Source organism: Colwellia sp. RE-S-Sl-9 (assembly GCF_048296855.1).
In the GTDB taxonomy this organism is placed as follows: domain Bacteria; phylum Pseudomonadota; class Gammaproteobacteria; order Enterobacterales; family Alteromonadaceae; genus Pseudocolwellia.
In genome coordinates, this window is sequence record NZ_CP182631.1 from 2,178,566 (window position 1) to 2,201,778 (window position 23,213).

At 37.2% G+C, this 23,213-nt stretch carries 11 protein-coding genes and 2 pseudogenes; 6 read left to right on the forward strand and 7 right to left on the reverse strand.

Going from position 1 to position 23,213, the window contains the following annotated elements:
* Positions 1-25: 25 nt before the first annotated feature.
* A complete protein-coding gene (locus tag ACM9HF_RS09360) occupies positions 26-3,238 on the reverse strand; it encodes an ATP-binding protein (RefSeq protein WP_473617838.1) in 3,213 nt (1,070 codons plus the stop codon).
* 499 nt (positions 3,239-3,737) lie between these two features.
* On the opposite strand from ACM9HF_RS09360, the gene ACM9HF_RS09365 reads away from it, so the two are divergent.
* The 3 genes and pseudogenes from ACM9HF_RS09365 to ACM9HF_RS09375 all read left to right on the forward strand — a co-directional run.
* A complete protein-coding gene (locus ACM9HF_RS09365) occupies positions 3,738-5,027 on the forward strand; it encodes an ammonium transporter (protein ID WP_473617842.1) in 1,290 nt (429 codons plus the stop codon).
* Positions 5,028-5,453: 426 nt separating this feature from the next.
* Positions 5,454-6,332: pseudogene (locus ACM9HF_RS09370) on the forward strand (sugar-binding domain-containing protein); the annotation flags it as partial.
* Positions 6,333-6,428: 96 nt separating this feature from the next.
* Positions 6,429-8,519: pseudogene (locus tag ACM9HF_RS09375) on the forward strand (glycoside hydrolase family 2 TIM barrel-domain containing protein); the annotation flags it as partial.
* 411 nt (positions 8,520-8,930) lie between these two features.
* Here the strand turns inward: ACM9HF_RS09375 and ACM9HF_RS09380 are convergent.
* The 5 genes from ACM9HF_RS09380 to ACM9HF_RS09400 form a co-directional block, all read right to left on the reverse strand.
* Positions 8,931-12,179, reverse strand: a complete 3,249-nt coding sequence (locus ACM9HF_RS09380; protein ID WP_473617845.1) for a choice-of-anchor I family protein — start codon at positions 12,177-12,179, stop codon at positions 8,931-8,933.
* Positions 12,180-12,322: 143 nt separating this feature from the next.
* Positions 12,323-13,360: a TIGR04552 family protein gene (locus ACM9HF_RS09385; RefSeq protein ID WP_473617847.1), complete on the reverse strand. Its 1,038-nt coding sequence runs from the start codon at positions 13,358-13,360 to the stop codon at positions 12,323-12,325.
* Positions 13,361-13,471: 111 nt separating this feature from the next.
* Complete coding sequence (locus ACM9HF_RS09390; RefSeq protein WP_473617851.1) at positions 13,472-14,230, reverse strand: hypothetical protein; 759 nt, start codon at positions 14,228-14,230, stop codon at positions 13,472-13,474.
* Positions 14,231-14,344: 114 nt separating this feature from the next.
* Complete coding sequence (locus ACM9HF_RS09395; protein WP_473617855.1) at positions 14,345-16,159, reverse strand: alkaline phosphatase family protein; 1,815 nt, start codon at positions 16,157-16,159, stop codon at positions 14,345-14,347.
* Between the two features lie 10 nt (positions 16,160-16,169).
* Positions 16,170-17,756, reverse strand: a complete 1,587-nt coding sequence (locus ACM9HF_RS09400) for an alkaline phosphatase (RefSeq protein ID WP_473617859.1) — start codon at positions 17,754-17,756, stop codon at positions 16,170-16,172.
* Between the two features lie 151 nt (positions 17,757-17,907).
* Between ACM9HF_RS09400 and ACM9HF_RS09405 the strand changes: the two genes are divergently transcribed.
* The 3 genes from ACM9HF_RS09405 (at position 17,908) to ACM9HF_RS09415 (ending at position 21,715) form a co-directional block, all read left to right on the forward strand.
* Entirely contained in the window at positions 17,908-19,038 is a 1,131-nt protein-coding gene (locus ACM9HF_RS09405) for an aldose epimerase family protein (protein WP_473617861.1), read from the forward strand.
* Between the two features lie 292 nt (positions 19,039-19,330).
* A complete protein-coding gene (locus ACM9HF_RS09410; protein ID WP_473617865.1) occupies positions 19,331-20,446 on the forward strand; it encodes a phosphoserine transaminase in 1,116 nt (371 codons plus the stop codon).
* A gap of 99 nt (positions 20,447-20,545) precedes the next feature.
* Positions 20,546-21,715 (forward strand): phosphoglycerate dehydrogenase, encoded by a 1,170-nt coding sequence (locus tag ACM9HF_RS09415; protein ID WP_473617868.1) that lies wholly within the window; start codon positions 20,546-20,548, stop codon positions 21,713-21,715.
* Positions 21,716-21,800: 85 nt separating this feature from the next.
* On the opposite strand, the gene ffh is transcribed toward ACM9HF_RS09415, so the two are convergent.
* Positions 21,801-23,189 carry a signal recognition particle protein gene (ffh, locus tag ACM9HF_RS09420; protein ID WP_473617872.1) on the reverse strand — a complete coding sequence of 463 codons (1,389 nt, stop codon included), beginning with the start codon at positions 23,187-23,189 and terminating at the stop codon, positions 21,801-21,803.
* Between the last annotated feature and the right edge of the window lie 24 nt (positions 23,190-23,213).

Sequence of the window (23,213 nt, forward strand, 5' to 3'; positions counted from 1 at the left end):
TCTTATTTTTCTATCTAGGTATAAATCAATTCTCGTTAGTCAACTTAAGAATAGTATTTAGTAACGTATCGTACTCAACGGGTTTAGCCATATGTAAGTTCATGCCTGCGGCAAGAGAGCTTTCTCTATCTTCTTTTCGGGCGTGAGCTGTCATGGCTATAATAGGTAAATCAATAAACTGCTTTTGTTGCCTAATGAGTTTTGTTGCGGTTAAACCATCCATTACAGGCATTTGTATATCCATCAGAACAATATGAATAACGTTTTTCTCAAGTAAATCGAGAGCCACTTGACCATTTTCAGCAATTATAACTTCTGCTTTCATACTAATTAAAAGCTCTTTTGCAACGAGTTGGTTAACTAAGTTATCTTCAACCAATAAAACAACAAGGCCTTTTAAGTTTTCACTTTTTTGTAAAATAGTTGAAGGTTCTGTTTTATTTAAACGTGATATAGATTGCCCAATAGCACTCAACATATACCGATACAGAGGCTGTTCTTGTAAAATATATGGCACAGTAAGTTGCTCTAAAATAGGTTCGTGTACACTTATGTTGTACCCTTTAGTTTGGCAAATACAAAGTAACTGAATATATTGTTGAGACTCACTTTTAAGAAGGTCGAGTAAATTAACTTCAGCTGCTAATAGCACAACGTTATCATTTTTAGCCAACGTTTTAATTTCGTCTAACTTTGATATTTCGAGGTATTTCCAGCCAACTGTTTCAATGGCTTCAAGTAATGTATCAGGTAAATTAATTCCTAAATTACACAGTGTTAACGGCTTAGTTATTGAATCATCGATCTTGTTGTTATTTAACTCAAAAGGTAATTCTATTGTAAACTCACACCCTTGGTTTAACTCACTTTCAAATGAAATATTACCATCAAGTAATTGTACAATTTGCTGACAAATAGATAAGCCTAAACCTGAGCCGCCATACTGTCTAGTCATCGAATCATCGGCTTGCTTAAATGCTTCAAACAAATGAGATTGTTTATCAAGTGCAATGCCAATACCTGTATCTTTTATTTTAAAACAGATAATCGCATTTTTTGAACTTTGATTAAGCACCTCTACCGATATACTGATTTTTCCTTCTTGAGTAAATTTAACCGAATTTTGTAATAGATTGGTTAATACCTGCACTAAACGCATTTCATCGGTATTAACAAATTGAGGAACATTAGGATGAACATCAACAAAAATATGTAATTGTTTTTTATTGATCTGCCCTAGGTTGAGCATTATCGCTTTGTTAATAATAGCATCTAGACTTGCTCTTTCTTTCACTAATGTCATTTCACCTGACTCTATTTTTGCAAGATCAAGTAGCTGGTCAACTAAATATAAAAGTGATTTAGATGCACCATAAGCGTTATCAATATGCTGACGTTGATTATTGGTTAAAATAGAACGACCTAATAAGGTGATCATTCCTTGTATAGCGTTAATAGGCGTACGAATTTCATGACTCATATTGGCTAAGAATTGGCTTTTCGCTTTGTTAGCAAACTCAGCTTGGTTTTTGGTATTTTCTAACGCAGCTTGAATAGCGTATTGCGTGGTTACGTCACGAATAACATCAATAGTGCCAACTTCTATCCCTGTATCGCTATGAATATTCGTACAGTAAATATCATAAGTACTATTTTTAGTGTGAACAACACGTTGTAGGCCTTCTTTTACATTTTTAGACGTACTTAATTTGGTTAGCTCGGCACCTAATTCATTACGAATAATTTCATTCGCCTTAAAGCCTAAAACTTCGTCACGACTTTTTTCTATAAAATCACCAAACGTATCGTTAAAACCTACAATATTACCGTCTATATCATTAAAAATAATATATTCAGGTATAGCATTCATTACCGATTTTAATAAAGCGTAATCACGTTTATGCTGAACAACCTTCTCTTGTAATTCTTGAGTTTTTTCATTAACTCGCGTATCTAATAACAAGTTTTGATCCGTTAAGCGCTGTAATAAGCTTCTGTTTTGCCCGAAAATATTTTCTACTACTTGAAACCAGCGTAACCAATCAGCTGTTGGTTTAATTTTACCCGGATCACCTTGTGCACAATATTCAATATGACTAATAAAACGTTTAGTTGGTTTAACAAATGTGCGATGTGTTATCCAATAAATCAAGGCAAAAAATATAACTAAACCCGCAAATAAAATAATGAAAACGACACAGTAATGCTTTAAAAGAGGTTCACGAAAATCTTGATAAGACTGATATTTAATGACAGTCCAACCATTAATAGGCAACGTTTGTTTTTGTACAAGCCAATCGCCTATTTCTTGGTAAACCGTGAAAGAATTAACATCATTCTGAGTTAATGACGACAAACTTGCAGGAACAACACTTTTCCATTTTTCTATATTGTTAACCGCCAGACCGCCTAGCTTATGATGAATTAACACATTATTATTACGATCAAGTACTACAACCCCCTCCTTTTCTTTTGTTATAGGCGAAAATTGCTTTTGTAAACGAGCTAAGCTTATATCAACGTATAAGATCCCCGCCATATCAACTTTGTTAAAAATACCTATACCTAATGACGCATTTAGGCCCGAACCAGCAGAACCAACATAAGGCGCAGACCAAACAATTTCTTGTTTATCTAAACCGTTTTTTAATATTTTTTGCGTGTGCTCCCCCGCTAATAAAACATCACTATACTGCCAACTATTACGATTAATTGAGGGGTAAATACTTACAAATCGCTTTTTAGATACGTAATAAAACCATACGGCTTCTTCGTTAGCTTGTTTAGTGGCGACAAAAGCGGGTGTTAACATGTTTGACATGGCTAACTCAGCTTTATGGGCTTTATCTAAAGAACTAATATCACCAATACCGGTAATATTATTTCTTACATAGTCTTTGTGGTCTATCACATCATAGTGTCGATGTTTAATGTAATAATGTTCGCCGTCTTGAGTCAGCTTTGGCGTTTTGGTAACAAGATCATCAGGATATTTTAAGAAATAATTAGCAAATTTTTGAATACTCAACAAAGCTTCAGTATTAGCAACCAATGCATTATCAAGCTGTTTAACTTGCTGAGTTAAATCTTTAATTTCAATTTTTTTATGCTCAGATAAGTCTGAAAAATATCGATAGGTAATAAAGGAAAAAATAGATAAGGTAATAAGTGAAAAAACAACAATTATAGTTATATTGTATTGACTAAAAACTTTATTCCCCCCCCTCACTTGAAACACTAATTAAGCCCACCTGAACATTATGAAAATTATAGTTTATATCAAGCAATATTATATACCCATACCACTTCAAGAAGCGAGTTTCAGGTCGTTTGAGAAAGTCACAATAAACGAACAATTTTTATGGTTGTACTATTAAAAATAAATGTAACTATGTATATGTTTTACTTATCACGATAACAGCATGATTTAATAGAGATAATATCTAAAACATTAATTTGTTAACTATCGAATAATCAATAAAAAGCACCTACACACATAATGACACAAGCCTAGCAAATTGCACCAACAAAACAATATAGCGCACCAAAATAAAGCATAATAAACAACAACAAGCACACCTGTGGTGCACACAGAAGCACATAACAGGGAATAAAAAACATAACAATTTGTTTTAAAACAACAAATAAAAATGGCCTATTTTGTGCAGACACCCCACTCGACTTAAATAAAAAATTCAAAATTTCTAATAATGATAAAGTTGTAGGAACAAAACACTATGCGTCAATTACTTACTTTAATTTTTCTATGTTTACCTTCATTAGCATTTGCGAGTGAAGGTGAATTAAATGGAGCAAATACAGCGTGGATTTTAACATCTACGGCACTTGTTTTATTAATGACCTTACCTGGTCTTGCCTTATTTTACGGTGGTTTGGTTCGTAAAAAGAATGTTTTATCTATTTTAATGCAATGTTTTGCCATAGGTTCATTATCTTCAATTTTATGGCTTTTAGTGGGTTACAGTCTTGCCTTTAGTGAAGGTAATGGCTTTATTGGCGATTTTAGTAAAGTGTTTATGATGGGCATAACAAAAGAAAGCTTATCAGGTGATATTCCTGAAAGCTTATTCATGTTATTTCAAATGACATTTGCCGTTATAACACCAGCCCTTATTATTGGTGGCTTTGCTGAACGCATGAAGTTTTCTGCTGTATTAATTTTTAGTGGTTTATGGTTATTAGCTGTTTATGCACCCGTTACTCATTGGGTATGGGGCGGCGGCTGGTTAAGTAAAATGGGCGTATTCGATTTTGCTGGTGGTATTGTTGTTCATATTACTGCGGGTACAGCAGCATTAGTTGCGGCACTTGTTTTAGGCCCTCGCAGAGGTTTTGGTACCACGCCATTATTACCACATAACTTAACCATGACAGTAACAGGCGCAGGTATGTTATGGGTTGGTTGGTTTGGTTTTAACGGTGGTAGTGCTTTAGCGGCTAACGGTGACGCTTCAATGGCTATGTTAGTTACTCATATTTCTGCAGCCGCAGGTACATTGACTTGGGCATTTATTGAATGGAAAAAGTTTGGTAAAGCAAGTGTTATCGGTGCTGTTACAGGTATGGTAGCAGGTTTAGGTACCATTACTCCTGCATCAGGTTTTGTTGGGCCTGGCGGGGCATTAATTATCGGTATTTCCGCGGGTTTTGTTTGTTACTATTCTACTGTATATATTAAACAAAAATTAAAAATTGATGACTCGTTAGATGTTTTTCCTGTGCATGGTGTTGGCGGCATTTTAGGGACATTTTTAGCCGGTGTTTTATCAGCAACAAGCTTAGGCGTATTTAGTGGTTTTGGGTTTGCTGAAGGTATAACAACCATGAGCGAGCAAGTTTTTGTTCAGTTAACCGGTATTGTTTCAACCCTTGCTTATACTGCTATCGTTACATACGTTTTACTTAAAATTGTTGGTTTAATGACAGGCGGTTTACGTATTGATGAAGAAGGCGAAGAAAGCGGTTTAGACTTAGTAGATCATGACGAGTCTGGTTATAACCTATAAATTTTAATATTTATCGTACACCCTAAAATAACAAGATGGAAAACGCCATCACTTGCGGCTTTGAATTTTATAATAATTAAATTCAAAGCCGTTTTTATTTCATTTATTTATAAAAAAGAACTATCATATTTAAATTTTAATAATTTGAATATAATAGGTGCTTACATGAAGTTTCAAGGTCGGCTGTTAACTGGCAGTATGCTATTAATTGCGCTTACTACCGCAGGTTGTGTTACGGCAGTAAAAAATCAACAAACAACGGCAGCTGTCCCCTCTGCTACTAGTGCTTACCATAGTAATGTTGGCGTGGTAAAAGATTGGGAAAACCCTGCGATTGTGTCAATTAATCGCCTACCTACCCGTGCCAACCCTTATTCTTATACTAATACCGCCGACGCGTTAACAATAAACCGTGACAAGGCTTTGATGTTAAGCCTAAATGGTCAGTGGAAATATCGTTATCAACCAGACGATGAAATGATTGATCATAACTTTATTGCCGCCGATTTTAACGCTGCAAGCTGGTCAACTATTCCAGTGCCATCAAGCATTGAACTTTTTGGTTTGGGTATTCCTTATTACACGAATACTCAATTACCTTTTTATTCTAGTCATGACACGCCGTTACCTGATACTTCACCGTTAATTACCAACGCAAATCCAGTAACTGCTTATATTCGTGAGTTTGAATTGCCTGAGAACTTTACCGGCAACGATATTATTTTACATTTTGGTGGTGTTTCTTCGGCTTTTTATGTGTGGATAAATGGCACTAAAGTAGGTTATAGCCAAGGCAGCCGTTTACCGGCAGAGTTTGATATAACGCCATTTTTGAAAGCAGGTAAAAACAAATTGGCTTTACAAGTCATGCGTTGGAGCGACGGCAGTTATCTTGAAGGCCAAGATATGTGGAAACTCAGTGGGATTCATCGCGAAGTTTTATTATTGGCGAGACCCAAAGTAGCTATTCGTGATTATTTTGCCAAACCTAAATTAGCCGCCGATTATCAAAGTGCAAGCTTACAAATTAGACCGTTTTTAACTATGTCTAATAACTCAGCTTTAAAAGGTTGGAGTTTAGAAGCGCAGTTGTTCGATCAAAATAATCAACAAGTAACAGCCCAAACCATTGCCGCTGATCAAGTAATGGAAGGTTACCCGCAACGTGAAGTTATTCAATTTGATTTACTTAACCTAAAAGTAAAACAACCTAAGTTGTGGTCAGCAGAAGCGCCCAATTTATATAAATTAGTACTGCAATTAAAAGACGATAAAGGCCAAGTGATTGAAGCTAAAAGTAACCAAGTGGGTTTTCGTGATGTACGTATAGACAAAGCTTCTGGCAAGTTATTAGTAAATGGTCAAAGCATAAAAATTATGGGCGTAAACCGCCATGACCATAACGCACTTCGTGGTAAAGCATTAAAACGTGAAGATATTTTGCACGACGTATTGTTAATGAAACAATTTAATATTAACGCTATTCGTACTTCACATTACCCTAATGATCCTTATTTGTTAGAACTAGCCGACCAATACGGCTTATACATAATGGATGAAGCGAATGTTGAAAGTCACTTTTTTGGTGGCCAAATGTCTAACCAGCCACAATGGTTAGCAGCTATTATGGACCGTGTTGTACGTATGGTTGAACGTGATAAAAACCATGCTTCTATTATTTCATGGTCGTTGGGTAATGAATCAGGTATGGGGCCAGCGCATGCTGCTGCCGCAGGTTGGATCCACGATTATGACAGCAGTCGTTTTGTTCATTATGAAGGTGCACAAGGTCAGCCTGAACACCCAGATTTTATTCAACCGCCACGTGGCTGGTATTGGGTGCCAGAAAAACTTGATAATCTTGGTCGTTTAACACCTATGGCTAACCCAACAGATCCAACGTATGTTGATGTGATCAGTCGTATGTACCCAAGTGTTGAGCATTTACGAGGTTTAGCCGACAGCCCTTATATTAAACGTCCTATTTTAATGTGTGAATACGACCATGCTATGGGTAACTCGTTAGGTAATATGGACGAGTTTTGGGATTTAATTTGGGCTCGTGATAACTTAATTGGTGGTTACATTTGGGATTGGATGGATCAAGGTTTAGAACATAAAACCGCTGACGGCGTTAAGTTTTTAGCTTACGGTGGCGACTTTGGTGACACCCCTAATTCAAAAGCGTTTAACCAAAATGGTATTATTGATTCATACGGTAATGCGACGCCAGAATTATGGCAAGCCAAGTATATTTTCCAACCAGTAAAAATTAGCGCGGTAAATATTGCGGCAGGTAAAATTAAAATCACCAGTCGTTTATTCCATACCAATGTTAATCAATACCAGCTTAAGTACGAATTGTTAGAAGACGGCAAGGTTATTCATGCTGGCGAATTAGCAACACCGTCAATTGCTCCTCGCGCGAGTAAAACCTTAATGCTACCGTTAATTAAACGTGGTTATTTACCGCATAAGCAATATTGGCTAAATGTTACCTTACATAGCAAAACAGACAAGCCTTGGGCCAAAGCAGGTTTTGAAGTGGCCAAAGAACAGTTTTTGTTAAAAGACAAACAAATTCCAGTAACGGCGAAAGCGTTTAATTATTTACCGCAGCAAGCGTTAAACCTTGATAACAATGCCGCGCAAATTAACATTAGCAATAGCCATGTTAAATGGATAATTAATAAAAATACTGGTTTGTTAGAACAGTTTACTTACCAAAATAATCCTATTTTGACGACGCCTTTAGCACTGAACTTTTGGCGTCCACAAACCGATAACGACAAAGGCGGTTGGAGAACAGCAACGAATGGCATGCAAATATGGCGCGACTTACCGGCTAATTTTACAGTAAAAGCGGTAAACGTTGTGAGTAACAGCGCGGAAAAAATCGTATTAGAAAGCCAATTGGCGTTCCAAGATAAAGTACAAGTAGTACAAACGTTAGCGTTTTATGCCAATGCCACGGTAAAAGTATCGTTTAACATTATTGCCGACTCAACTATGCCTGAAATGTTACGCATTGGTAGCCAAGTTGGTATTAACAAAGATTACCAGCAAGTTAACTATCTTGGTCGCGGGCCATTTGAAAACTATCGTGACCGTAATTCAGGTGCAAAAGTAGGCCACTACCAAGCAACGGTTGACTCATTACATACTAGCTACATGGTGCCACAAGAAAATGGCAACCATACCGATGTTAGCTGGTGGCAATTAACCAATAAGCAAGGTAATGGCGTAAAAGTGATTGGCGAGCAGGCATTAAGCATGTCGGTATGGGCGTGGGATCAGCAGCAACTTGATCAAGCGTTACATACTTATGATTTACCTGCTTCTACCCAGAACACCCTAAATATTGATTTAATACAAGCAGGTGTTGGTGGCACCGATTCATGGTCAAGCTTAGCAGCGCCACTTGATGCTTATCGTGTAAAAGCGGGTAACTACCAATATGGTTATTGGTTAGTACCCGTTACAGCTAAATAAAAAATTCGTTTAGTTGTAATACCAAACGCATTAATGAATTGACCTATTTTATACGAAGAATAAATGGTCAATTTATGATTCAAATCGGTATAAATTATCTCTATTAAAAAAGGCATAGCGTTTTAGCGCTATGCCTTTTTATTTAGCCTTGCTGTACAAAATTTACATAGTTTTTAGACTATTTAACATCAACTCGGGTTAATGAATGTTAGATAATGAATTAAAATTATTATTTATCAAAACCTTAACCTGTACCGTTGTTTTCCTAAGTTATATTAGTCTCTCAACATTGATATTTTTGTGTATAACAAGGCGAATTTTTCTATCTAATAGCTAGCTATTAGTAATAAATTCAACGAAGTTAGGCATAAAAATAGCTTGTTGAGTAACTTTGCTTATCCCGAGCTGAGGTTATTTAATTTCGTATACGTTAGTACTACCGCTTACTTCATTACCTACGATCAATAATGCTTCACCTGTTGGGCTTTTATCTGCAGGAACAAACTTCATTCCTTCAGGGCCTACGTCGCCAGCTTCCGTTGATTCAGTTGGATCTTTAGTAAAGTCACGGTTAATAACGTATTCGATAAACTGCACACCATTAGGGTTGGTAATGTCGTACATCATAATACCGCCAACACGTTCTAAGCCTACAAATGCGTAAGTTCTACCGTTTACTTCACCTACAGTAAGCGCTTCAGGTTCAGCACCTTTAGCTGAAGAGCGATCATTCTTTTTATCGTCTGCTTCTTTGTCGTTTGAAGCATTAAAGAACTCACCTACTCTACCTGCTGTAATTTTGGCAATGTCTGAGCCTGAATCAAATACTAACTCGCCTGACTCTGTCCAAATACTGAATGAGCGTGCGCCGTAACTTTGTAGTTTTGTTACTGTACCCGTTACTTTGTTTAGTGCGTTTACGGTAGTTATTTTTAAACGACCTAGCGCTTCGTCTGTAATTTTTTCTGTTATTTCAGCACTAAAGTTATCGGCTATTTCAGCAACATTGGTTGGAATTGGTGCAACAAAATCACCGTAAGAACCATTAACAGTTAAGTCTTCAACTCTAAATTCTTCAAGATACGAAAAACACGTTTCGTTTTCTAGGTTAAGTAAACCTTTTGTTGCACACATAGTGGGTGTATCACCATCAAAACAAGCTTCTTGAGTAGCGTCCCAATTTAGCCCTTCAGCTTCGCAACTAACTTGTGTTTCAAAGTCATTGTTAAGCTCGCCAGATATATATTCGCGTGCATCACCTTCGTTAGCGGTAACAATATAGTTAACACCATTTACCGCGTAACTTGCGATAGTGTCGGGTTGATATGTACCAACAACATTGTCCCAAGTAGTGATGTTAATACGGCCTTTACCGTTGTGGTGTTTAGTGCCTGAAACTTCAGCGTCTTTATCTTTGTCTGATACATCTAAAGCATTTTCTGCTTGGCTATAATCTTTATTACCCAAAGCAATAATACGGCTAATTTTACTTGTAGTTAAATCAACTAAAGCTATTGCGTTGTTTTCTTGCAAAGAAACATAAGCCATCGAGCTATCGTCTGCAAAAGCTACGTATTCAGGTTCTAAGTCTTGAGCAACTGTTGATGGTGTTCCACCAAAAGCGCCACCAAAAATACGTACACTCTCAGGTAATTCATTGGCTCTGCTACCACCAGCATTAAAGTCAGTAAAACTTAAAATAGTGGCTGATGCTGCAGGAGATTGGTCAGTAATATTAATAAGTGCGATTGAACCTTCAGGATCTGACAAGTAATCGCCGCTTGGCTCACCTTCACACGCGACCACAAGCTTAGTGCCGTCTGGTGAAAATTGAACGTTATCAGGTAACGCACCTACGGCAACTTGGCTTAAGTAAGTTGCCGCGCCTGTTGTTGCATCTAACTGATAAAAAGCAACCATGCCGTTGGCTTGTTTATTGTCATGCTCTACCGCAACCGCTAATAAGTTACCGTGAACAGCAACACTATTTATACCACCAGATTCTGTAATATTCGCACTTACATCAATTGATGCGTCTTTTGTTAAGTTAGTCGCTGTTAAAGGTGCAACTAACGTTTCAGAGCTTGAAATACCTGATAATATATCGACTTGGCTCGATTTAGCGTTAATCACATAAACACGTTTACTTTCTGAATGAAAAGCAACAATTTCAGCGGCACTTTCACCCAAAATGTTAGATTGATAACGTGCAATCATATTCATTGCCGGCTTTTTGATTGACGTAGCCGCCGACATAAATTTGTCTGCAATATTTAACACTAATGCTTGTGTTGCATCACCAAAAATACCGAAGTCGTTGTCGTTAATCAGCAATACATGTTCATTGTCTAATACTGCGATACCTTCAATTTTTGTTGGTGCTGTCATACCTGCAGGCATGTCGGTTAAGGTATTAAAAACTAATTCTTTACTGACCGCTTTCGCGTTATGAGAAGCTAAGTCGTACACTTGTTCTAAGGTTTTTTCTTCTTCAGATTCGTTATTTGCCACTGTACCTGTAGCAATAGCTTCACCTAAAATATTATCGCCTGTAGTTAAGTTAACACGATAGAATTTAGTAACACCGCTAATACGCTCAAGTATCACTAACTCATCGTTACCTACCGCCACCATTTCTGAAATTTTAACGTCGCTTTGCTTTTTACCTTGATCACCTGTGTTATTAAGGCCAGCATAAGAAGAAGCTCGATCCATGTTATAAACATATTCGCCTTCAACCGAGGTAATATTCCCGTCGGTAAGTGCTAGCTTAAATAAACGCACATGGCTTGATGTTTTATAAGCGTTAGCATCTGGAAAGGCTAACGGGCTTTGCATAATAAAATATAATGATTTTTCGTCTTCAGATAACGCGATAGACTCAATGCCACGGTTAAGTTTACGATGTTTTAATGCATCAGGTAATAAACCTTCAACAGGATAACCCGCATTATCTAAATCAGTTGCTACGGTTTCAGGCACAACACGTTTTAAAATAGTACCATCTACATCAACATGAACTAATGAGGGTCCGTATTCGTCAGTTAACCAAAAAGTACCGTCTTTTAGGCGCACTATCGCTTCAGTATCTAAACCTGCGTTATCGTAATCGATTAATTCACCATCAGTACCAATCGATGTTTCAGAATCAGTTACCGTTAAATTATTAGTAATACCTGAAATATTTTCGCCAAGGGTATTTTTAAGAGGTAGCTCTTCTAAAACTTCATAACCATAAGCGCCACTTTCTGCTTTAGTTAATTTTATTTTGTAGATCGTTGGAGTGAAATCAGGTTGCGGGAATACTTTATCGCCACCAGGCATACAAAAATCTTCAATGCCAAACACGGCGTTAGTATCTGAACATTTAATATTCGGACCACGGTCAGTAATGGTATAAAAAACATTGCTGTCGTCACCAGCTCGGTGATAAGCACCTGAACCAAAACCTACATCTAATGCTAACGGTGCAGATGAAACGCCACCTTTGGTAAACACTACATCGCCTAGCGATTTAGTTAATGTTAGAGAGCCTTCGGTTAGGGTAACTTTTTCTGCGGGTGGTGTAGCCGGTGTTTCAATTACGGGGCTATCGTTACTATCATTACATGCGGTTAATAAAGCACTGCAAACGGCAATGCTAACAAGTTTTTTATACATTTTGTTAAGATCCTCAATTTAATTACTTAAAGGATCTCATTGTTTTATGACCATTATGTGACTAACAGATTAAGCTATTTTTACACAAACTTTATTGTTAATTATTAAAAACTTAAACAAATAAAGCCGATATAATTCAAAAATTATTTATGCGCTAAAAAAGGAAATACCCTCTCTCTAATCGCTTGTTTTTGACGTTTTTTATACTCGTCGTGAGACGCTAAACCTTCTCTGGTATCTAAAAAGCTTTTACGATCCATTAATTGTATTTCAAAAGGGAAAAAGAAAGACATATTAAAACCATTTTCTTGCCTTATTTTAATACGATGGCGGCAGGTTATTTGAACAGATTGGTAACTTACTCCACTGAAGGGATTTTTTTCTGTCTGTGTAGTTGAAATGCTTTTTGGGGCTAAGTGTATGGATTCCATTTCATGGCGTATTTCGTCGGTTGACATACCTCGTTTCAAACACTTATCTATCCATTCTAAATCAAGTAAATTATTACGCGAGCGAGACGGTTTAAGGTTCGCATAAGTAATAACATGATTAACTCTTAAATAGGCTAACACATCTAAAACATCGGCACGGTGCTCAGTTATAAAGCGTATACCTATCCAATCAAAAATATCAGCTGAAACATTTTCAGCTTTATGTAATAGCTTTAAAGCAACTGAACGGCGAGATTTCGCTTCTCGAAACTCTATATCATCAAGTTTAATATTTCCTAAAAAACAACCTTTGTCATTACGAATAATATGTTGAGAAAAACGATTGAAAATTTGTTCTCTTATAGGATTATGATAAATGTCGTTGAGATAAGAATGACTATGCGACAAGGTATGAATAACACGTAATATGGCAGCACTCCAAGGTGCTAATGCACGTTCTCCATGGCCTGATGCACTAATTAAGTATTTTCTAATATCTTGTTCTTTTAACAGTACTTCAGGTATTACTTCATTGTCTAATAAAAGTTCTTCTTGAATAAGTTCAATCGCTTCCTTACGTAAACTCTCTAATTCAAGAACATCCATCGCATCTTCAAGATCAAAGCCATAACTTTCTAAAAAGTTTTGGGCTTCTTGTTCACCATGAATATGCATGCGTTTTTGATCGATAAAAGATGAGCCATTTAATGCCGCCCTAACAGAAGTACTACGCCAAGGATTTATGTTCATTATTTGATATCCATACGCTTATCAGGTAAATATTTTATCTGATAAGCGTAGCTCAATCTTTTGTTTTTAGCGATACAAAAAAAAGGTAATTATCATTGAATACATTGAAATTTAATGACGGTGATGATCAGGTGAAATATTATCGCCTTGGCTATTGTAAAAGCCTTTTGGTGTGTGGTCGATAAAACCTAAGTTGATCATTTTAACTAAAAAAGGATCTGACTCATTATCGCCTATATCCGAATAATCAGTACTTTGATATTGATAGTGTTTAGCAAAAAACTGGTTAACATTATCTAACGACGATTCAACATTATTCAACTGCCAAGTTTTACTATAATTGTTCTGTGTCACCTGTAATATTTTCACTAAGTTTAATTGTGGTAACCAAGTTAAATGAACCTTGATACCTTCTTTCGTTAACTGATATTCTTCTTGCTGATAACAGCCACTACCCGCTTTAGTTATAAAGCTCATTTCTTTAATTTGTGTGGGCGTAATTAATTGATATTTGGTTTGCCAATTAACTTTTCTTTTAAGCTCGGTAGGCTGATATTCAATAGAGCGTTTCTGTTCTTCAAAATAACGATTTAATGCTACTTGATTATTAGGGTATTTAACCCAAACATCCGTTACATTGTTATGTGGATAAACATAAGCCACTTGATTTTTATTACGTACTAAATCTAACTGCGTTTTGTGATTGCCAGCAGAACCTTTGGTTTTAATATTGCTTTCAGTTTCAATCATGTAATGAGCTTCTATAATATTAGCGTTTATATCACAGGTTTCTGCACTTACGTTTAATGACAATGCTAAAGTAAATACCGTTGTAATTTTTATCGTGTTAGCAATAATATTTTTATACATAGTTTTTCACAAAGTGCTTTTCAGCACATAAATTAAGTTAGAGGGAATAAAATAAAAACAAAAGGTTGAAGTAAATCTCCAACCTTTTGTGGTTTAGCAGAAATGTCGCAATGCTTATTCCATAGCGGCTTCAGCGTTTTGAACTAAGTTACCTGCGTAATCCATTACATGGAAAATCAAACTTTGTTCGTTAGTACCTGTTACCAAATGCGCGCCTGGTCCCATGGCATATACACCTACATCTTCACCTGCATGTGTTTCTGAACTTAATGGAACAAGAGCTTCTTGATGATAGCCTGATGACGTTGTATCAACTGCAGTTAAGTCTTGACGACCCACAGCAATATCTAAACTATAACCAGCATCTGCATCGGTTTCAGTCATTAAGTTTCTGAAACCATTACCATTGGTATAACCTACAGTGGTATATGGCATACCATCGGCTGCTTTAGTCGGTTCGGTTTTCCCAACTTCAACAACTTTACCTAATATAGGATTACCGCGTTTAGGGTAGCCAGCAATGGTGAATACATGACTGTGATCAGCCGTTACAATAATAAGCGTTTCTTCAGGGTTGGTATTTTTAACTGCTTCTTCAATCGCTTTAGCAAATTCAATCGTATCAGTTAATGCGTTGTAAGCACTGCCCGCATGATGACCGTGGTCAATTCGACCCGATTCAACCGTTAAGAAAAAGCCTTTTTCGTTGTTGTCTAAAATATCAATCGCTTTGCTTGTCATTTCAGATAATGAAGGTTCGCCAGCAATATCATTTTTACGGTCAGCTTCATATTGCATATGAGATTCGTTAAATAAACCAAATACACGTTCAGTTGAATTTGCATTTAATGCTGCAAAACCAGCTTTATCCATAACATAGTTGCCACTTGGGTAAGTCGCTTTCCATTCAGCGGTTAAGTCGCGACCATCAGTTCGGTCACCTTCAACAGCGCTGACTGCATCCATACTGTTAAATGCGGCATCTTTCGGTAAGAAATGACGACGACCACCACCTAGTACCACCTCAAGACCATCTACATTAAGGCCAGTAAACTTAGCTTCTAAATTTGCTTCAAAGTTAACAAGTTGCGACGCTATATCTTCACAACCTGCAGTTACTGCATCAGCAGGCATATCTGAAACATCTTCCCAGTTTCGGTCCGCTGATTTAGCGTAAGTTGCTGCTGGCGTTGCATGAGTAATACGTGCAGTAGAAATAAGGCCTGTCGATTTACCTGCGATTTCAGCTAACTCTAATGCGGTGACTAATTCGTTACCTGAAACCGTATTACATTTACCACGTTCAATCGCCTCAGAAACACCAATAACACCTACATCAGTTTTAACACCAGAGATCATTGCTGTCATTGTGCCGGCAGAATCAGGTGTTTGAGAGTCAACATTGTAAGTTTTAGCAAAGCCAGTAAACGGGAATTTATCAAAGCTTAGCTCGTGCTCTTCACCCATTTTACCCATTTGTTGTCCCGCTAAAATACGCGCTGCAGTTATGGTTGAAATCCCCATGCCGTCACCTACAAATAAGATCACGTTTTTCGCTTTACCACGGGTGTTTTCAATGTTTTCACTCTGCATTTTGGCTGTTTTAACTTGCGCTGCGCCAGCAGTATACCAAGGACTTGATACCGTTTTAGTTACTGCTTTACCAGTAGCTTCAGTTATAGCAGCAGTACATACATATTGTGTAGAATCTACTTCGCTCTCATCTAACATGCTGTTGCTGTTGTTGTCTAAACCTGAGTCTATTTGAACGCCGCCGTTGGCACAGTTTGCATTACCTATAGCAAGTTGCGTTTGTTTAACTAAGCTGTTTAAACCGTTTGCGCCATTGGCACCATTTTTACCGTCATCACTGTTACATCCTGTTAATGCTACAAGCACAGATAATGAGACTAATTTTAAAGATTTCATTGTGTTTGCCTTATTGATTAGGAATTAAGTTAAGTGATTGGTTAATTAAGTGAAATACAACACTTTGCTCTACAGTACCTTGAGCTAAATGAGCACCAGGCCCCATTGCATGTAATGAAATATCTTCACCTGCATGAGTTTCAGAACCTAATGGTACGAGGGCTTCTTGATGGAAACCTGATGTCGTTGTATCAACTGTGGTTAAGTCATGACGACCTGCTGAATCTGCTTCGCTATACGTTGCATCTGCGTCAGTTTCATTTACCAAATTTCTAAAACCTAAACCGTTGGTATAGCCTAAAGTTGTATACGGCATTCCGTCTGAAGCTTTTGCAGGTTCAGTGCTACCTACTGAAACTACTTTACCTAAAATTGGGTTACCACGTTTTGGATAACCAGCAATGGTAAATACGTGGCTATGATCGGCTGTTACAAGAATAAGTGTTTCTTCAGGGTTGGTTGAATCAACGGCAGCCTGAACAGCTTTGGCAAATTCAATGGTGTCGGTTAACGCGTTATAGGCACTACCAGCATGATGACCATGGTCAATACGACCTGACTCAACCACTAATAAAAAGCCTTTATCGTTATTGTCTAAAATATCAATCGCTTTAGCGGTAAGTTCAGTTAACGATGGTTCACCTGCTATATCGTTCGCACGGTCAGCTTCATATTGCATATGAGATTCGTTAAATAAACCAAATACACGTTCAGTTGTAGCTGCATCAATCGCGTTAAAGCCGGCTTGGTCAATTACATATTTACCGTTAGGGTAAGTGGCTTGCCATTCTGCCGTTAAATCGCGACTATCTGTACGATCACCTTCTACTGCGCTAGACGCATCGGCACTGTTAAACGTGGCATCTTTTGGCAAGAAGTGACGACGACCACCGCCCATAACCACTTCTAAACCATCAACATTTACACCTGGAAAACGCATTTCTAGGTTTTTCTCAAAATTAACTAATTGAGAGGCAATATCTTCACAGCCTGCAGTAACCGCAGCTTCTGGCATATCTGAAATATCTTCCCAGTTACGGTCTGCCGATTTAGCATAAGTAGCTGCTGGCGTTGCATGAGTAATACGTGCTGTTGAAATAACACCCGTAGATAATCCTTTTATCTCAGCAACTTCAATCGCGGTAATTAACTCATTACCTTTTGCTGTATCACAATTACCACGTTCAACGTCGGCATCAACACCAATAACACCAACATCGGTTTTAACACCTGAAATCATTGCGGTCATAGTACCTGCTGAATCAGGTGTTTGAGCATCAACGTTATAGGTTTTAACTTGAGCTGAATAAGGAAAAGTTTCAAAGCTTAAGTAACCTTCTTCGCCTGAATTTCCTTTTATTTGCCCGTCAAGAATACGTGCAGCCGTTAATGTAGATATGCCCATACCATCACCAACAAACAAAATAACGTTTTTTGCTTTATCGCGCTTAGTTTGTTTAGTTTTATTGATTACGGTTTGTTTTGCTTCGCTATACCAAATACTGTCTTTTTGTACTGCTGGAAGTACATCAGCTGTTGCAACAGCAGACAATAACATTGATGATAAAGCTGATACTGAAACCCAAGATGAGTTCATCGCTTATTCCTTTTCAAAAATTATAAAAGAGTTAAAAGTTGGTTAACTTTTTAGACAGAAAGAGGATAAGAAAGAAATGTGACAAATCAGTAACGATAATATGAAGCTGACATAACACTTTTATTGCAGAAAAAAGACATAGAAAGAACAAATGAAAAAAACAACGACACATTTAAATACTTTGGCTATTACAAAATCATCATTTGGATTATTAAGTTCTGGTGAGGAAGCTCATTTATTCTCCTTAACCAATAATAAAAACACGCAAATTTGTATTACAAATTATGGTGGAGCCATTGTTTCTATAAATACTCCCGGCAACAAAGGTGATCTTGCCGACATAGTACTTGGCTATGATTCTATTGAAGGGTATGAAAATGACTCGGATTATTTAGGTGCAATTGTTGGCAGATACGCTGGTAGGATAAAAGAAGGTATTGTTACTTTAGATGAACAAATAATGACACTTTCATTAAACCATGAAAATAGCCAGTTACATGGTGGAAAACAAGGCCTAAATAAACAACTATGGCAAGCTGAAATAGAAACATCACCTGAACAAGTATCGTTAACGCTCAAACACACTTCACCAGATGGTCATAACGGTTTTACAGGAAAAGTTCAGTTTTGTGTTAAATACACACTAAATAATAACAACGAATTAACGGTTGAATATTTTGCACACACCAATAAAACCACGATTATTAATTTAACTCAGCACAGTTATTTTAATTTAGCAGGACACGATCAAGGCAGTATTTTAAACCATCAAGTACAGTTAAATGCAGATTATTTTCTGCCAATGAATAATCAAGCCTATCCAACAGGCGAAAAATTAAAGGTAAAAAACACGCCACATGATTTTACTGCGCTCACCTCTTTATCATCAGTTATAGACGTATCAAACGAGCAAATCAAAATAGCAAAAGGCTACGATAATTATTGGTTAGTTAATGCCTCTGATACGATTCAAACCTTAGATGATTATGCCGCCAAAATAGTAGAACCTATGTCAGGAAGAAAACTTACACTCTATACCGACCAACCGAGTGTTATTTTATATACAGGGAATTACTTAAATATGGGCTTAGATGGTAGCCAACAAGGTAAAAAAGGTAACGTTTATCAAGCTCAACATGGGTTATGTATAGAGCCACAGTGCGCATTTGATCATTCAATATCTAATGCTAGCTATAAACCTTTTTCAAGCTGTATATTAAAACCAGAACAGCCTTTTTACAGTAAGAGCATTTATGTGTTTGATGTAATAATTCCGCGATAAATTTTATAACAATATATACCCGTTACCACTCAAGAGGCTATTTCAGAGTATCTTGAATGGTAACGGGTATAACTTAAAGCTAATCTCATCTTCCTTCCCTATTTATCCCACCTTGTATTTTTATTCTTTTTTATACGATAAATATTCATTAATTTTAGAGTTTCATTGCCAAACTCTGCAGATATAGGTTAAATTTAAATCACTTATTTATTCAAACATTTTCATTACCACTATTTTAACAACATTTAAAATTAAAGGCTCACAACACTGATGAAGCCAACAAGGAACATAAATGAAACCTAATGTTAAACCAGCAAACCCAAACTTCTCTTCAGGCCCTTGTACTAAACGCCCCGGTTACAATCTTAGTTCGCTAAATACTGACAGTTTAGGCCGCTCTCACCGTAGTAGCATAGGTAAAGAACGTTTAAAAAAAGCCATTGATGAAACCTCACGATTATTGAATTTACCCCAAGGTTATAAAGTAGGCATAGTACCGGGTTCAGACACTGGTGCTATGGAAATGGCGATGTGGTCGTTATTAGGTCAACGTCCTGTAGATGTTTTTGCGTGGGAATCTTTTGGCTCTGGCTGGGTAACCGATGTTGTTAATCAACTAAAACTTGAAGATGCAAATGCATATATTGCTGAATATGGTCAACTGCCTGATTTTACAAAAGCTAACCCTGAGCACGATACTATTTTTACATGGAATGGCACCACTTCAGGCGTAAAAGTTAATAATGCCGATTGGATAAGTGACGACCGTACAGGCCTAACGATTTGTGATGCCACAAGTGCCGTTTTTGCTATGAACATTGATTGGCCAAAAATTGATGTTGCTACCTTTAGCTGGCAAAAAGTACTTGGCGGTGAAGGCGCACACGGCATGTTGGTTTTAAGCCCTAGAGCAGTTGAACGTCTTGAATCATATACGCCTGCATGGCCATTACCTAAGGTATTTCGTTTAACAAGCAAAGGGCAATTAATTGATGGTATTTTCAAAGGAGCTACGATTAATACACCTTCGCTATTATGTGTTGAGGATTACCTTGATGCTTTATCTTGGATTGAAAGCATTGGCGGCTTACCCGCTGCTATTGAGAAAAGTGAAGAAAACTTAAAAGTTTTAGCTGCATATGTTGCAGAAAACACTTGGATCGACTTTTTAGCGCAAAGCCCTGAAATATGTTCTAACACCAGTGTTTGTTTTCAATTAAAAGCAAGCGATGAACAAATTAAAACCATGATCAAACTATTAGCAGATGAACAAGTTGCTTTTGATATTGGGGCATACAAAGATGCTCCTTCAGGTTTACGTATATGGTGTGGAGCAACGGTTGAAAAATCAGACCTAATAGCTTTACTCCCTTGGTTAACTTGGGCTTACCAGCAAGCTACAGCATAACTGATAAAGGCGTTAGTAATTATTATTACTAACGCCTTTTTCTTTAAGTACAACAAACATCATTGATATTTTTCCATAATAATAATTTAAGAGTAACTCATGAAGAAAATCAGAACATACAACAACATTGCAGTAAAAGGTTTAGATAAATTTCCACAAAACAGCTATCAAGTATCTTCAACGTGTGAAGAGCCCGATGCTATTTTATTACGTAGTCATAAATTACATAATGAAACATTACCCAGCTCAGTTTTAGCTATTGCTCGCGCGGGTGCTGGTGTTAATAACCTCCCCGTGAGCGATTACACTCCGCAAGGTATCGTGGTATTTAATACCCCTGGCGCCAATTCAAATGCGGTAAAAGAATTAGTATTAGCCAGCTTGTTATTAGGTTCTCGCGGTATCACTCAAAGTATGAGCTATGTTGATTCGCTCGCCTCAGAAACAGACCCCGTTGAACTACACAAAAAAGTTGAAGCGGGTAAAAAACAATATGGCGGTAGCGAACTAGAAGGTAAAACATTAGGTGTAGTAGGTTTAGGCGCTATTGGCGCCAAAATTGCCAACTTAGCATTAAATTTAGGTATGAATGTTATAGGTTATGATCCTAAATTAAGTGTTGAGGCTGCATGGCAATTATCATCTAATGTTACTCGCGCTGAAAATCTAAACTCTTTATTAGCACGCTCTGATTTTATTACTTTGCATGTACCTGTTATTCCTCCAACGTTAGGCTTTATCAATGAAGACGCATTATCTGCCATTAAAGAAGGTGCACAACTGATTAACTTAGCACGTGGTGAATTAGTGGATGAAAAAGCGGTTATTGACGCGTTAGATTCAGGAAAACTTAAGCGTTATATTGCCGACTTCCCTAGTGAAGCATTAATTGCCCACGAAAAAGTTATATTATTTCCTCACCTTGGTGCCAGTACTGTTGAAGCCGAAGAAAATTGTGCTGTAATGGGCGCTAACCAATTAATCGATTTTCTTGATAATGGTAATATTGTTAACTCGGTTAACTTTCCCACTATATCAATGGAGCGTACTAAGGGTTACCGAGTTACTTTTGCTAACGACAATGTACCCAAAGTATTAGGCACCGTTTTAAACTTACTTGCCGATTTAAATATTAACGTATTTGATATGATGAATAAAAGTCGTGATGAAATTGCTTATACCATTTTAGATATTGAGCAAGAACCGACACCCGCTTTAATTGAGAAAATTTCAAACGTTGAGCATGTTTTTCACGTAAGAAGTGTTTAGATCAGGTTTGATTTTTGATAATAAAAAAAGGCTATAACTTGATATAAAGTTATAGCCCTTTAATTATATTTCTGATTATCGAATTTTAACGACCGCCGAACATTCCACCCATTCCGCCGCCACCGCCTGGAGGCATCATACCTTTCATGCTACGCATCATTTTTTGCATACCGCCTTTGCCAGACATTTTCTTCATCATTTTTTGCATTTGGGTAAATTGTTTAAGTAACTTATTCACGTCTTGAATTTGTGTACCTGAACCTAAAGCTATACGACGTTTACGCGAGCCTTTAATAATTTCAGGACGTTGGCGTTCACCTGGAGTCATAGAGTTGATCATAGCTTCCATACGGATCGTTATTTTATCATCCATTTGGCCTTTGATTTGCTCAGACATATTACCCATACCCGGTAATTTATCCATTAAGCCCATCATGCCGCCCATATTTTGCATTTGTTTAAGTTGATCACGAAAATCTTCTAAATCAAACCCTTTACCTGACTTCACTTTTTTAGCTAATCGTTCAGCCTGTTTTCTATCAACTTTTTGTTCTACTTCTTCAATAAGAGATAAAACATCACCCATACCTAAAATACGAGAAGCAATACGATCAGGATGGAAAGGTTCTAAAGCGTCAGTTTTTTCACCAACACCCATAAATTTAATGGGTTTACCAGTAATATGACGAATAGATAAAGCTGCACCACCGCGTGCATCACCATCGGTTTTCGTTAAAATAACACCTGTTAATGGTAATGCATCACCAAATGCTTTTGCAGTATTCGCAGCATCTTGACCTGTCATCGCATCAACAGTAAATAAAGTTTCTACTGGGTTAATAGCAGCATGAAGATCTTGAATTTCAGTCATCATGCTTTCATCAACGTGCAAACGACCCGCGGTATCAACAATGACTACATCAAAAAAGTTAAGTTTTGCATGTGCAATGGCCGCATTACCTATATCAATAGGCTTTTGAGAAATATCACTCGGGAAAAATTCAACATTAACTTCTTTTGCTAACGTTTCAAGCTGCTTGATTGCCGCAGGTCGGTATACATCGGCACTTACGACTAATACTTTTTTCTTTTCACGTTCTGTTAAAAATTTAGCCAATTTAGCAACAGAGGTTGTTTTACCCGCACCTTGTAAGCCAGCCATTAACACAACAGCAGGAGGAACAGCTTTTAAATCAAGCCCTTCATTTACTTCCCCCATGGCTTGTTCAAGTTCAGATTGAACTATTTTTACAAACACTTGCCCCGGAGTTAGGCTTTTAGAAACGTCTTGCCCTACTGCGCGTTCTTTAACTTTATTAATAAACTCTTTAATAACAGGAAGCGCTACATCAGCTTCAAGAAGTGCCATACGCACTTCACGTAACGTATCTTTTATATTATCGTCAGTTAAACGGCCACGGCCACTGATATTTTTGAGTGATTTGGTTAATCGATCGGAAAGATTTTCAAACATGAAGAACTCTATATATTACGGATA

Excerpts from the sequence above, each read along its gene's own strand:
- ACM9HF_RS09365 (WP_473617842.1), top strand. The coding sequence starts at position 3,738 with ATGCGTCAATTACTTACTTTAATTTTTCTATGTTTACCTTCATTAGCA.
- ACM9HF_RS09380 (WP_473617845.1), bottom strand. The coding sequence starts at position 12,179 with ATGTATAAAAAACTTGTTAGCATTGCCGTTTGCAGTGCTTTATTAACC.
- ACM9HF_RS09385 (WP_473617847.1), bottom strand. The coding sequence starts at position 13,360 with ATGAACATAAATCCTTGGCGTAGTACTTCTGTTAGGGCGGCATTAAAT.
- ACM9HF_RS09390 (WP_473617851.1), bottom strand. The coding sequence starts at position 14,230 with ATGTATAAAAATATTATTGCTAACACGATAAAAATTACAACGGTATTT.
- ACM9HF_RS09395 (WP_473617855.1), bottom strand. The coding sequence starts at position 16,159 with ATGAAATCTTTAAAATTAGTCTCATTATCTGTGCTTGTAGCATTAACA.
- ACM9HF_RS09400 (WP_473617859.1), bottom strand. The coding sequence starts at position 17,756 with ATGAACTCATCTTGGGTTTCAGTATCAGCTTTATCATCAATGTTATTG.
- ACM9HF_RS09405 (WP_473617861.1), top strand. The coding sequence starts at position 17,908 with ATGAAAAAAACAACGACACATTTAAATACTTTGGCTATTACAAAATCA.
- ACM9HF_RS09410 (WP_473617865.1), top strand. The coding sequence starts at position 19,331 with ATGAAACCTAATGTTAAACCAGCAAACCCAAACTTCTCTTCAGGCCCT.
- ACM9HF_RS09415 (WP_473617868.1), top strand. The coding sequence starts at position 20,546 with ATGAAGAAAATCAGAACATACAACAACATTGCAGTAAAAGGTTTAGAT.
- ffh (WP_473617872.1), bottom strand. The coding sequence starts at position 23,189 with ATGTTTGAAAATCTTTCCGATCGATTAACCAAATCACTCAAAAATATC.